Raw genomic sequence first — 13,450 nt, 5'->3', positions numbered from 1 at the left:
CTAGCAACTCTCTTTTGAACTGTTTTGCCTATCTTATTTGCAACAATGCGATTACACTGCAACAACTATAAAATTAACTATTTTTGTATAGATTCATTTAAACTGTATCATCCTCCTTTTTTATAGTTTATCATTTATCAGAATACTCTCGCAACTCATAAATAGGTATTTATCCTCATTACAAATAAAGGGATTTCTCAGAAAAATACTGAGAAATCCCTATGTTGTATTAATTTAAAATTTTTACCGTAACTGTTCGAACACCCCAATTACGAGCTTGTCCATCAGAAGGAATAAATACATCAATTTTATTTCCTTTTATCGCACCACCAGTATCAGCAGCTATCGCTTCGCCATAACCTTCTACCCACACCTTCGTTCCAAGGGGAATAACACGGGGATCAACAGCAATCACCTTTAAATTTGGATTTGAGCGTATGTCTGTCCCGTTTGCTGTAATACCTGAACAACCTTTACAATATGCTGTATAAGCTGTTGCACGCATTGTATATGTCTGACCATTTTGACTCGCTGGAGCACTTGCTGTTGTTGTCGCTTGTTTTGTTGTGGCCGTTTTTGTTGTAGCTTGTTTTGTTGCAGGCTTCTGTGCAATGGTTTTTGCTGTTTTTGGCTTTGCTGCTGAAGCTTTAACAGCTAACGTTTCACCAACTAAAATTAAATCTGATGTGAGGTTATTCCATTCTTTTAAATCGTCCACCTTAACATTGTGAACTTTAGCAAGACTGAATAATGTATCACCGGCCTCAATAAGGTGGGTGTCATCTGTCTTTTCTTCCTCCAGTATTTTTTCCATACTCAAGGTCTGATCAGGATTAATCCATATCGAATCAAATTCGTCTAACTGTTGCAACTCGGCTAAACTCAAATTATAAATAGGTGAGATGCCCCAAAGTATGTTGCTCGTCTGACCAGTATATACTCCCTTAGCAGAAGTGGTACTCCCGAACATCCCCATGCCAAGAGTCAATGCTACAGCTAATGCTATTGCCTTTTTCTTCATAATAAGTAATACCTCCAGTTGTTTTATATTTCTGCAATCTGTTGCTAGCACACTAGAGAATTAGGCTCTTAAGTATACAAGCATTATTGTAGAATGCATCTAAATATCACAGGACTTGGACCTGATATTACAAATTATTACTATTTAATCAGTAAAATATACAATTTCAATCAATTTTTTCTCCAATTAAACAATTATATGGAAAATTAAGATCAAATCTCTACAATCTATTTGCATATTTTATATAATGGAAATACAGTTTTTATAGCCGATAAAGTAGAAAAGGAGACGCCTTGAACTCGATTTTATAAAGTGAACTTTGTTAATGGGTTAAACCAAACAGTAATCAAATGGGGATTCACACTACTCTAGTTGATGTAGAAAAAATGTGTTTAGCAAGTGAATCACTCTGTATACTTATTGCGTTTACTCTGTTAATGTAAAATAAAGTTTTATTAACCTAATAATTACAATTTGAATACTATATGTAATACCTAAAATACAAATAGTTAGGTCATATACTAATTTGAAAGTTGGTGTCCTACTGTGATTCGAGTAATCATTGCAGATGATGAACCGTTAGCTCTTTTAAACATGGAAAAAAAGTTGAAAGAATTTGATTCAGTAGAGGTTGTTAAAGCTTTTTCAACAATTAAAGATTTGCTTGATGAGGCACCTACATTGGACTATCATGTCGCTTTTTTAGATGTTGAAATGCCAGGAATGGACGGTTTGCAAATTGCTCAAATATTAAAGGAGTGGAAGAAAAATGTCTGTATTGTTTTTGTGACAGCGTATCGAGATTATGCTGTACAGGCATTTGAAATTAATTCCTTAGACTATTTACTAAAGCCTATTTCTAAATCTCGACTTGAGATGACTATCAATAGGATACATGAACTATTCCAATTAGAAATAGCCCCCCCTACTCGAGTGCAACAGAATGAGTACTCCCTTAGTATCCAGTGCTTAGGCGGATTCACTGTTTTACATAATAAGAACATCGTGCATTGGCGAACTGTTAAAACAAAAGAATTATTTGCCTTTCTTTTATCTAATCTCAACAGCCATGTGCCTAGAGATACAATCATCGAAGCATTATGGGCTGAAACTGAATACAAAAAAGCAAGAGTGCAACTTCATACAACAGTTTCTTATCTACGTACGACTCTCTCAGCTTTAGGGTACTTTAACGTTTTACAATATGTAAACGGCTGTTATATTTTACAGCTAGAGAATTTTCAATCTGATGTCTTAGAATTAGAGCACCTGTTAAAGCACAAAGAGGAATTCGGGGAGCTAGATATAGAAAGAGCGGAGGCATTTATTCAAAACTCTCATGGAGAATACATGGCTACATTAGATTACTCTTGGATTCATAGTAAGTCGAATTTCATTCATAACCAAATTACGCTTTTACTAAATTACTTAGTTGAGCATTACAAGGCAACAAACAATGTAGAAAAAATGGAGCGTACTTTACTAGTGATGCTGGACTACAATCCTTATTCAGATAAAATCATCCAAGAGCTTCTTCAACTCTATATTCAAGAAGATAATCGTGCTAATGCAGTAAAAGTTTACAAAGACTTTAAGAAGACCTTGTTTACTGACCTAGATATTTCACCTAATCAAGAGACCATAGAATTATACGCAACAATAGCGCAAGAGTAAAAATGTAGCTGCCTCCTAAGAGACAGCTACATTTTTTGGTTGTTGAAGGTAATTAACTACTAATTCGAGAGAAATCCTCCACCACACGTATACAGTTTCTACCTGATTGTTTTGCCTCATACAATGCCTGATCAGCAATAGCTATTAACTGATTCGGGTCACAAATCGAAGAAGAAAAAACTGTAACACCTGCCGACAAGGTAACTGGACGACCACTAGGATTTTCAGCTTGCGCTTGTTTAACTCGCAATTCCTCTGCTAATTTAACGGCGTCTTCAATTGCCGTATAAGGCAAAATAATTAAAAACTCCTCTCCTCCATATCTAAAACAGCTTCCCTGAACGCTTTCCTTCATTTTGTTTGCAAAAGCTTTTAAAACCTCATCCCCCACTGTATGCCCATATGTATCATTGACACTTTTGAATTCATCTAAATCGATTAAAATAATGGCATGTGGCACTTTCTCTGCAATTAAATTACTTAATACTTGATCCATGCTTCGGCGATTCGGAATACCTGTTAAAGAATCTAATTTCAACTGGTCAGTCAATTCCTTAATTTTATTTTGTGAATCAGCTTTTACCTTTAACATGGCATCTTTCAAGTTACTCGCCTCAGCATACCAGTCATTCACTAATTTTAAATCGTTAATTCCACAGCCCTCTTGTCCACTTTTAACAATATCTTGTAGAGGTCGAATAATTTTCAACACAAACCACAGTACCAATATGAAAACAATTGCTACTATTAACAATAAAGGAAGAAGTATTTTTTTTAAAAACACACTAACAGAGACAACACTTTCTTTTTGTAACTGACTTACTGCCTGTTCAAGCCTATCCTTAACTAAAAATTCTGTTTGTGAGTTTTGTAATGACTCTTGTACATAGATTTCAGCTATATCAGAAACTTCCTCTATAAAAGCTTCCTGTAAAGCATGGTTAGGCTGTGTTAGCATTTCACTGTAACTTTTATAACTAATCCAAATACTGATACTTGATGTAACGAGTACAACAATTATTATCATACTAACAATGACAAACGATAAATTTAACTTAAATTTCTCCACAATAGATCATTTCTCCCATTGAGATGATATTTTGCTAAAGCTATATATAATAAGTTCAATTCTCATATTAAAAGTTTTTATTTCATCATCATACGTCATACCTCTTAAAAAATACTTAACAACTAATCGTTTTAACCTCTGTAACTCAAAACACAATTACTCAAAAAGAACTAATAATGTGTGAAAATCTTCAATTTATATACATAAAGTTTTCTTTAGAGCGAAATGCATATTTTCTTTTTCTTTATTTCATGGCATGGTAAAACAATACAATCTAATATTTTAACTTACAGGAGGCTTTATATTGGCGTTGAGAAAACCTATCGTAAGACATTTGCTAGTTATTTTAATCATTTTTATCGTCTTAACGATTTTCCGTCTACTCTGGCTAGCATATTTTACACCTTCTAATAATCAACCACTTGCACAAGCAGGTGTTTTAGATATGCGCCAGCAAACTTTAACAGAAGATGAGATCTATCAAATCAATGGTGAATGGCTCTATTATCCTGAAGTGTTGTTAAAAACACCTAACAGCAATGAGACAAGCAGTTCCATCGAACAAACTGTCCGTAAAATTCCTATGCAAAGGGGTTCAGCGACAAAACAGCATTTTGGTACATATCGTGTAAAAATCTTATTAAGTGCTAATGCCCATTCAAATCACCGTTATGCTATCCGAGTTCCTGCCATTTCTACTGCATCAGCGCTATATATTAACGGGAAACTTGCGGGGCAGTCTGGAGTAGTGTCATCAAATCCTAGCACTCATAAAGGACAGGTCGCACCTTACACCATATATTTCACTGCAGAGCAGTCTGAAATCGACGTCATTTTACATGTATCCAATTTTGATACTCCCTCCAATATGGTTATAGATAAACGTCTTTCTTTTAGCTCTGCGTCAGCCATGATGCACCATCAGTTCATTACACAATTATCACTTGTAGCTATTTCGATGTTGCTTATTTTATTTGCGTTATTTAGCATTCTTGTTTTTCTCTTTATTTACCGCAATAAAAAAGTGTTGCTGTTCACTGTCGGCTTTCTTTTACCTTTAGCTGACGAACTTATTACTTATGATCGTTCAATACTTGATTGGTTACATTTGGATTATGTATGGTCGTTAAAGCTATCCAATCTTATTTATCTCGGTGCTTCCTATTTCTTTGTACAGTTTATTCGTGTCTTATTAGTGCGCTATCAACAAGCAAAATATTTCCGATGGTTTACAACATTGTATGCCTTAGGCGCGCTACTTATTATACTCTTACCTATTCAATGGCTACACACAGCTAACCTAGCCTTCTTTATGCTTTATGTCATGTCATTTTTATATGTTGTTGTACTGGCCTTAAAAGAGTATATAGGAAATCAAGAAAGTTCAGCTTTTATTGCATTTACAGCTATTGGCACAACAAACGGAATTATATGGGGCCTTATAAAAATGTCTTTTGTATTAGACATCCCGTTTTATCCATTTGACTATTTAATGATTGCACTGGGCTTTGCAGGTTATTGGTTTAAACGCTTTTACGAAAATCAACAACAGATTAATCTGCTTGTTGCCAAATTACAAAAAGATGGGGAAATGAAAGATGAGTTTTTATTAAGCAATGCACAAAAGCTTTGGGACCCTATGAATAAAATGATTACTTTAGGACAAACAATTTATGATAATCCAAACAATTGTTTTGTTATGGAAGACAAGCAGAATTTAAAATATTTAATTGATATAGGACGCAGTATGTCCTTTACGCTCAATGACATCGTGGATTATACACGATTAAAAGATAATAATTTACACCTTCATAAAAAGAATGTCCGCATTCAAGGCGTGGTGTCTGGCGTATTTGATATGCTACGTTTTATTGCTGTGGGAAAACAAATTCAAATGACATCTTCTATTGCAAGAGACTTCCCTCTTGTGCTAGCCGATGAAAAACGGCTTATTCAAATTCTGTTTAATCTGCTACACAGCTCTATTAAAAATACGAACGCTAGTTCAATCGAAATTAGCGCAACAATAGAAAGAAAGATGGCTGTAATTTATATCAAACTGACAGAGTCTGGAACGAACAATCCTGATATTAATCTTCACGAACATCTCTTTTCTTCTGACAAAGGACTTTCAGATAATGAAGAAATTCATCTTAGTTTTTTGATTTCTAAGCAACTAATTGAATTACACGGAGGTTCATTACTTAATAAAGGAGCAGATTTGCTTTTTACTATACCTATTGTAGATGTCATGGAAGAGATAGAACAATTGGATGATGAGCGAACAGAGGATATTCATTTACAGGAGAATAACACGCAGTTAAAAGCTTCCGCTACTGAAAAACAGTTTAAAATTTTAATGGTCGATGATGACCCTGTAAACTTAACAATGATGCGAAGTCTATTCTCTGCTACAGAATATAATATTACAACCATTACAAGTAGTGAAAAGGCACTGGATTTATTGCGTTTACAAAGATGGGATTTAGTCATTATTGATGCAATGCTCCCTTATATTTCTGGATATGCCTTAATTGAAAACATTCGACAGCATTATACCTTGCTAGAGCTACCAATTTTATTGTTAACTGCTCGAAATAATCCTGAAGATGTGTATACTGGGTTTGCACATGGGGCCAATGATTATGTAACGAAACCCATTAATTCTTTGGAATTAAAAGTACGCTGTCGTGCGTTAATTGATTTAAAATATAGCATCAATCAGCAGCTACATTTGGAAACTGCTTGGCTTCAAGCACAAATACAGCCTCATTTTTTATATAATACACTTAATACAATTGCTTCACTGAGTACAATTGATCCAGATCGAATGATTGACTTAATGCATCAATTCGGAAAATATCTCCACGCAAGCTTCGATGTAAAGAACCTGCAACGAGTTGTACCTCTGCGTCATGAACTCGAACTCGTCCGTTCATATCTTTATATCGAACAGCAACGTTTTGGGGAATTATTACAAATTGATTGGGATATTGATGAACAAATTGATGTTGAGATTCCCCCAATTTCTTTGCAAACGCTTGTAGAAAATGCATTACGACATGGTGTATTAAAACAAAAAGGTGGCGGCACTGTTTGTATTCGAATTAAAGAGCTTGCCGATTATGTGACCGTCAGTGTAATTGACAACGGTATTGGTATGGACGCCACGACATTAGCACAATTACTATCCGATACGGATATAACGAGTAGAGGCATTGGATTACGCAATACGGACCTACGTCTTAAAAGGATTTATGGTCAAAGGTTACAAATCAAAAGCACTCCAAACGAAGGCACAACCATCACCTTCCACATCCCCAAATAATAGTAGTGCCAGTCACTCAAACAATTCTTGCAACCACTCAAGGCACAAGACGCAAAAACCCTCGCATCAGCGAGGGTTGCGGCAGTGCCAGTCACTCAAACAATTTATTACCAAAGCACTGGTTTTGCTACCATCAGCCATAACATAATCAGCAATAATACAATATATATCCATGCTTTACGCTGTAATAATGAAGCAAATTTTTGCTGATGATAGGCGGGCGTATCGAACGTGCGAATAGTTGGTTTAAAGGCTCTAGCTAAAAAGACAATCGAACCACCCATCACAAGAAATGTTAGGATTACCCACGATGTTGTCCATGGATATCCTCCACGCCACATTAATAAAATACCCGAGGCGACTAGCACATGCCCCGCGTGTTTAACGATCGTAATTGCACCTTGAAATACTTGGATATATGGTGGCATTTCAACATGTGCAGCTGTACGCATTTTCTTAACAATTACTAAAACAACAAACAATGGCCCAATCGAAAGGACTGCACTTAAAATATGTATATATAGAAGAAGTGTATAAATCGATAGCATATTGCATACTCTCCCTTTAACAAGTCTTACTCATTATAGCATTCCCCATTGCGTTCTCTCACAATAATTGTGAATCCTTTGTAAATGCAACATGAATCATTGTTAAATTGTTTGAAATTTGAACAAAGAGGGTATGGATTATAGTAACATGCACTTATAGAAACAAAAAGGAGTGATTCTTATAGGAATTCATCAATTTTTTACAAGTCTTAATGATTTAGAACGTATTATTCGTTGCCCTGGCCGCTTCAAATTTGAAGAACATAATGTAGCAGCACATTCTTGGAAAGTCTCACAGTATGCCATGTTCTTTGCAACACTGGAAGAAATGAATGGCGCTACAGTGAATTGGAAATCGCTATATGAAAAAACCATCAATCATGATTTCGCGGAAGTATTTATTGGAGATATTAAGACACCCGTAAAGCATGCTAGCCCAGAGCTAAAACAAATGCTTGCACATGTGGAAGAAAAAATGATGGAAAAATTCATTATGAACGAAATCCCTAAAGAGTTCCAAGACATCTTTTTTGAACGCATGAAAGAAGGAAAAGACGAAACACTAGAAGGTCGTTTACTTGAATTCGCAGACAAATTAGATCAATTTTACGAAGCCTTTGCAGAATTAAAACGCGGCAATACCGACATGGAATTTGTCCACATGTATCAAACGGCATTATCGAAGCTGTTATTGATTCCTCTTCCAGCAACAGTCCGCTATTTCAGAACTGAAATATTAAAAGATGCTGTAAAAGAAAAAACACATATTGATATACAAGCGCTCACAAATGAAGTATTAGACACAAACAAATAACGTGCATGTACAAGTTTTCCGATGAATTGATCGACGGAAGGCTTTTTTTATTTCCTAAAAAAAGTCGTATAATAGGAGTGATAGGAGGGAAAATATTGTCACATGAATGTTCAATTGTAGAAGATTTACTACCTTTATATAAAGCACATGGCCTCCAAGCCGATACGACCGAATTTATTGAACAGCATTTAGCTACATGTAAATCATGTCAGCAGTTGGCCGCTACACAATTATCCACTAATCAAAACTTATCGATGAAAAGCACATTAACCTTTTTTCATCTTGTTTTTATCGTGCTATCTTTTATGTTTGCCCTTAATTCATCTTTACTTGGCAATCATAAAAGCTTCGTCATACTATACGGTCTTTTCGGTTGCCTAACTTATTTATTTTATAAAAACATTTGGATTGTCTTTGCCATAAGCTCTATACCTGTGTTCGTCTGGGCCATTATTAATAATTTTAGCAATCCACTCTATATGAAGAACTTCTCTTTTATCGATATTGGTTCACTTATAGTTGGTGCAAGCTATATAGCTCTTTTACATACTATATTTGCCCTACTCGGTGCCGCTTTTGCCATTGTTTTACGTAGGCTTTGAAATGATAAAAGCATCTCTCCTTACGAAAGATGCTCATTTATCATTTTAATTTTTAAGCTTTTTTCACGAACTCTGATTTTAGCTTCATTGCACCGAAGCCATCAATTTTACAATCAATATTGTGATCCCCTTCAACAAGACGGATACTTTTCACCTTTGTTCCGATTTTTAATGTTGAAGAACTTCCTTTTACTTTTAAATCTTTAATAATTGTTACCGCATCACCATCTGCTAACAAGTTGCCATTTGCGTCTTTTACAATGAGTGTATCTGACTCCTGCTCTGTTGCATTAGTGCTCCATTCATGTGCACATTCTGGACAAACAAAATTTGTGCCATCCTCATATGTGTATTCAGAATTACATTTTGGACAATTTGGATATGCTGCCATCTCTGCTTCCTCCCTCTATTTTTTCGATAGATAAATGATTACGCTCCTATCTTCACACACTTAGTCTGATTTCGCAAAGGTTGTTCGTATTTTTTGTTCGCATTTGTGAAAAATATATGAAACAATCCCTTATTATCCAACTATTTTTCGGCCATAACTTTTTATTTTACAACATGTGCCCATTGACTTTTTTTCATAAACCATCTTACTTGCAACTTTGTTTTGCATGCCTTATTATATCCTTAAAGGCTGCATTGTTCGTATAATATTAAGTTTTAACCTTTAAGCTGTAAAAGGGAGTTTTATTATTGGAGTTGGAATGACGGGCCTCACACCAAGGTGCATGAGGATAAGCAGGAAAACTTCTGCGAACACCCACTTTGAGGAGTGGTGGTTTAAAACTTTCTATAATAACTACGGCATACGCGGCTTTTAACTTTACCATTAGAGCCTCAGGGCTTCAAAGCGACTCACCCTTCTTTATTGGAGGGTGAGTTTTTTATTGCCCAAATAACCGATGGGGTTAAATTGGGGTTAAACTTCTTTGTAATTAATAACAAATTAACATAATCGACTGTTTACCTCCGCACAATATACCCTCTTATACGAGGCACAATGAAAGTCCTTTTATCAACAGGCTTATTAACATTTGTGGAAAGCTTTTTAAATTGCATTTCTTCATATTGATCCTCTAAATCAAATATCGTTAATTGTCCTTGTTGTTCCATGTATTCGAAATGAGTCACGTTCTATTCCCCCTCTCTATAAATATTTATTGTTTAAATCATTCCAGTTAAGTAAATGATGAAGTTTGTAAGGGGGAATCGCTATGAACTCCAAATTGACTAAACCCCTTTTTCTTTCCCCTATAGTTCATAGCGATCACCATTCAAGCCAATTTTCTAAATTGGGTTTACTACATGTTTGTGTACTGGTATCACGTTCCTTTAACCAATTATAAAAAGGTACAGGACGTTCTTTATATGGAGTTTCTTCTATAGAAGATGATTTATATAGCTTGTTATTTGAACGCTCTACAACCTTGCTATACGCCCCTACAAATACAGCTCTTAATGTATTTGCTACAGTTAACGTACCTTCTTTAATATCCATAGCAATTTTGAATAGCGCATTTTTAGCTTTAATGAAGTCAGGTGCACTTTGAACCTGTGAAGCCAATACAACCTTGTGCAATTCATCTTTTAAGCTATCTCCTAATGGTAAGCTATTCATGAAATCGAACAGCATTACCTGGTACTCATTCATATACTCTTTTTTCTTTTCAGCTTGCAAAGCCAATTCATTGCCCAGACTCATAATATTATTTGCTTGTTTAGAACTTAAAAGATTAAAAGAATTAGATGGTTGGTTTTCAGATTGTGGACGACAAACCTCGTCATTACTAGCTTCATCGGCTGTCATTCGTTGGGACACGCTCGATGGGACATAAGGTAATATGCGATAAATACTTGCCCCTTTGATGCCGTTTAATTTCGTTCCTGGTACTTTTTCAATGATGCCTAATGACTCTAATTTTTTAACACTTCGATAAACTGTCTTGGTGCTGATCTCCAATGCATCAGCAATTGTAGATGCCTTTAAATGACATGCTCCAGTATGTTCTAAGCTGTGAGAAGCAAGTTTGTAAACGATGGCACGCTCTGATTCTGTTAGGTCATAATAGTGAACCGCCATGTGGTCTTCCACACTCTTATCCATATCTGCTACTGAATCAAATGTTTTGTATTGTGCTAAGTATTCAAATGCCATCGTTTTTCGCCTCGCTTTCTAATCACGAACTTTTACGGATCCAAAGAGTTGATATAGTTCGTGTTTACTTAAATGTTTTTCGTAAATTCTCACGTATCTCTTTTACTTCTAAATCAGTCAACAGACTGTGATACCTTATAATCCATTTCAAGCGTCGTTGATACTTATGAGCATCAGATATTGAATCATGTTGTTTCATCTTTGCTTGAAGGTACTCATTTCGTTGTTGGATTGTTTTCAATTTGTTCACCCCACTTAAATTAATTTAATTAATATTTATTTCGTTAAATTAATATTAAATCATGATAATTAAAATATCAACTAAATTATTAATTTAATTAATATTTATTAAGTAAATGTGTTATAATATCTGTATGAATTAATTAAAAAAAGAAGGTGAAATGATGGAATTAACTAAGAAGGTAAAACGTTTAATTGTGGAGATGGATTTAAATGCTACTCAATTAGCTGATAAAATCGGAACTTCACAATCAAATTTATCTCAAAAAATGAAAAATGAATCTTACAGTGTACAAGATTTGATTAAAATTGCAGAAGCAACAAACTCTAAATTAGAGATTAATTTCATAATGGAAGACGGTACGAAGATTTAAAACAGATAACTAATAAAGGTTGTCTGTCTTTTTTTTTATGTACTATTGGTAACATTTTCTATAGAATGAAATTACAATTATCTGTAAGGAGCGATTACATGGATACAATAGCAGAAACAATAAAATTTGCAGGCTTTGGTAAGAAGAAAGCAATGGCTAAACAGATTCAACTATTTGATGATAAGCTCACAGATCAAGGTGAAACACTACTTGCTGTATGTGCATCAGTAAAAGGTACAAAACAGCTCTATGTAACGGACAAACGTATTATCTTACATGAAATCAAAGGTATTGTTTCAAATGATGAAAGAAGCATTCCTTTATCATCTATTAGTAGCATTAACATTTCTAATAAGCTTGTTTACTCAAAAATTGAAATAGTATCTACTGGAAACAAAGCAATCATTGACGATGTGCCAGCACATATTGCACTTGAAATTAAAGCAGGTATTGAGAACTTAAAAACAATGGCCAAAACATCATCTGCTCCTGCAGCTAAAGAGAAAAAGGATATGTTTGATGTTGCTGACGAAATTCGTGAGTTGAAAGATTTATTGGATGATGGGATATTGACACAAGAGGAATTTGACGCGAAGAAAAAGCAATTATTAGGGATCTAGAAAGAGAGAAAAAGGAAAATGATTACTTCTACAAAAATAGACGATACTCCAAACATTAAATACGAAAAAAGATTAGTACTTTTCATTGATATTTTAGGATTTAGTAACTTAGTATTGGGAAGTGCCTCTGATCATGAAAAGCTATTAAAAATTAGAGACAGTTTAAAAGTTTTGGAAAGGGAATTAAAAAGAGAAAAAGAACTTCAAGAGCTTCTCGAAAAGAACCAACAAACCCTACGTAATTCTCCACATACAGCATATTGGAAAAATGACAAGCCTTATGTAAATCCAGGTAAAATAGATTACACACAGTTTTCAGATAGCATTATTATTAGTAAGCCGTATATAAATGCACAATCTCTTATTTCATTAATTTCAAATGTTTCTTTACTCCAAGCAAGATTTTTACAAGAGGGAATTTTATTCAGAGGCGGGCTTGCATACGGTGATATGTACCATAAAGAAAATTTATGCTTTGGACCTGCGTTTAACAGAGCATATTATCTAGAAAGCAAAGTTGCAAAATATCCAAGGATTGTAATTGACAACGATATTATTAGCGGACAAGCACAACCAACCGATTGGACAAAACATGAAAAATTTGAATTTGAAGCCCTTTTTCAGTCAAGTATAGATACATCCAATCCGTTCAGTTTTAAAGATACAGACTCAGAAGGAAACGATTTATATTACGTAAACTTCATGCTTTTGAACACATTTAGGAGCGCAAAAACAAAAATCCTTGAAATATTTAATGGACAAAAGCAAGGCTTAGATCGATTAGATAAAGATGAAGAAAAAGTATATCTTAAACTTGATTGGCTTACTTCTACAATAGAAAAACATATGAAAGCCTTCGAAATAGCGGACGCTAAGAATAAGGAATTTATGAGACAAATTGCGAGAAAACAAGGATTTTAAAAACACAAAATGCCCAGGCTCAAAATTAATTGAGTACCTGGGCTTTTAAAACGGGTTGTTTACCCTATGACAAGATTA

At 34.6% G+C, this 13,450-nt stretch carries 13 protein-coding genes and 1 other RNA gene; 8 read left to right on the top strand and 6 right to left on the bottom strand.

Features of this window, described 5'->3' with window-relative positions:
- Positions 1-229 precede the first annotated feature (229 nt).
- A complete protein-coding gene (locus tag T479_RS01755) occupies positions 230-1,021 on the bottom strand; it encodes a 3D domain-containing protein (RefSeq protein WP_024364657.1) in 792 nt (263 codons plus the stop codon).
- A 546-nt stretch (positions 1,022-1,567) separates the two neighbouring features.
- On the opposite strand from T479_RS01755, the gene T479_RS01750 reads away from it, so the two are divergent.
- Complete coding sequence (locus T479_RS01750) at positions 1,568-2,695, top strand: response regulator (protein WP_025218490.1); 1,128 nt, start codon at positions 1,568-1,570, stop codon at positions 2,693-2,695.
- Positions 2,696-2,747: 52 nt separating this feature from the next.
- On the opposite strand, the gene T479_RS01745 is transcribed toward T479_RS01750, so the two are convergent.
- Entirely contained in the window at positions 2,748-3,764 is a 1,017-nt protein-coding gene (locus tag T479_RS01745) for a GGDEF domain-containing protein (RefSeq protein ID WP_025218489.1), read from the bottom strand.
- A 304-nt stretch (positions 3,765-4,068) separates the two neighbouring features.
- Here T479_RS01745 and T479_RS01740 point away from each other — a divergent pair, with 304 nt between their 5' ends.
- Positions 4,069-7,092 (top strand): hybrid sensor histidine kinase/response regulator, encoded by a 3,024-nt coding sequence (locus tag T479_RS01740; RefSeq protein WP_025218488.1) that lies wholly within the window; start codon positions 4,069-4,071, stop codon positions 7,090-7,092.
- A 107-nt stretch (positions 7,093-7,199) separates the two neighbouring features.
- Here T479_RS01740 and T479_RS01735 read toward each other — a convergent pair whose 3' ends face one another.
- Positions 7,200-7,640, bottom strand: a complete 441-nt coding sequence (locus T479_RS01735; protein WP_025218487.1) for a hypothetical protein — start codon at positions 7,638-7,640, stop codon at positions 7,200-7,202.
- Between the two features lie 172 nt (positions 7,641-7,812).
- Between T479_RS01735 and T479_RS01730 the strand changes: the two genes are divergently transcribed.
- Positions 7,813-8,454, top strand: coding sequence for a YfbR-like 5'-deoxynucleotidase (locus tag T479_RS01730; RefSeq protein ID WP_029747446.1), 642 nt, complete (start codon positions 7,813-7,815; stop codon positions 8,452-8,454).
- A 95-nt stretch (positions 8,455-8,549) separates the two neighbouring features.
- Positions 8,550-9,056: a zf-HC2 domain-containing protein gene (locus tag T479_RS01725; protein ID WP_038509369.1), complete on the top strand. Its 507-nt coding sequence runs from the start codon at positions 8,550-8,552 to the stop codon at positions 9,054-9,056.
- A gap of 52 nt (positions 9,057-9,108) precedes the next feature.
- On the opposite strand, the gene T479_RS01720 is transcribed toward T479_RS01725, so the two are convergent.
- Positions 9,109-9,447 (bottom strand): zinc ribbon domain-containing protein YjdM, encoded by a 339-nt coding sequence (locus T479_RS01720; RefSeq protein WP_025218486.1) that lies wholly within the window; start codon positions 9,445-9,447, stop codon positions 9,109-9,111.
- A 243-nt stretch (positions 9,448-9,690) separates the two neighbouring features.
- Between T479_RS01720 and ssrS the strand changes: the two genes are divergently transcribed.
- Positions 9,691-9,883, top strand: a non-coding RNA gene (gene ssrS / locus T479_RS23075) — 6S RNA.
- Between the two features lie 142 nt (positions 9,884-10,025).
- Here ssrS and T479_RS23630 read toward each other — a convergent pair.
- Both T479_RS23630 and T479_RS01715 read right to left on the bottom strand, forming a co-directional pair.
- Entirely contained in the window at positions 10,026-10,193 is a 168-nt protein-coding gene (locus tag T479_RS23630) for a hypothetical protein (RefSeq protein WP_158497862.1), read from the bottom strand.
- 136 nt (positions 10,194-10,329) lie between these two features.
- Entirely contained in the window at positions 10,330-11,217 is an 888-nt protein-coding gene (locus T479_RS01715) for a helix-turn-helix domain-containing protein (RefSeq protein WP_025218485.1), read from the bottom strand.
- A 401-nt stretch (positions 11,218-11,618) separates the two neighbouring features.
- Here T479_RS01715 and T479_RS01710 point away from each other — a divergent pair, with 401 nt between their 5' ends.
- The 3 genes from T479_RS01710 (at position 11,619) to T479_RS01700 (ending at position 13,372) form a co-directional block, all read left to right on the top strand.
- A complete protein-coding gene (locus tag T479_RS01710; protein WP_137036932.1) occupies positions 11,619-11,831 on the top strand; it encodes a helix-turn-helix domain-containing protein in 213 nt (70 codons plus the stop codon).
- Between the two features lie 98 nt (positions 11,832-11,929).
- A complete protein-coding gene (locus T479_RS23625; RefSeq protein WP_025218483.1) occupies positions 11,930-12,451 on the top strand; it encodes an SHOCT domain-containing protein in 522 nt (173 codons plus the stop codon).
- An 18-nt stretch (positions 12,452-12,469) separates the two neighbouring features.
- Positions 12,470-13,372, top strand: coding sequence for a hypothetical protein (locus tag T479_RS01700; RefSeq protein ID WP_025218482.1), 903 nt, complete (start codon positions 12,470-12,472; stop codon positions 13,370-13,372).
- Positions 13,373-13,450 lie beyond the last annotated feature (78 nt).

This window comes from Lysinibacillus sphaericus, assembly GCF_000600105.1.
GTDB lineage: Bacteria > Bacillota > Bacilli > Bacillales_A > Planococcaceae > Lysinibacillus > Lysinibacillus sphaericus.
Note: the sequence above shows the minus strand (reverse complement) of the source record. Positions and strands in the feature narration are given on the sequence as shown.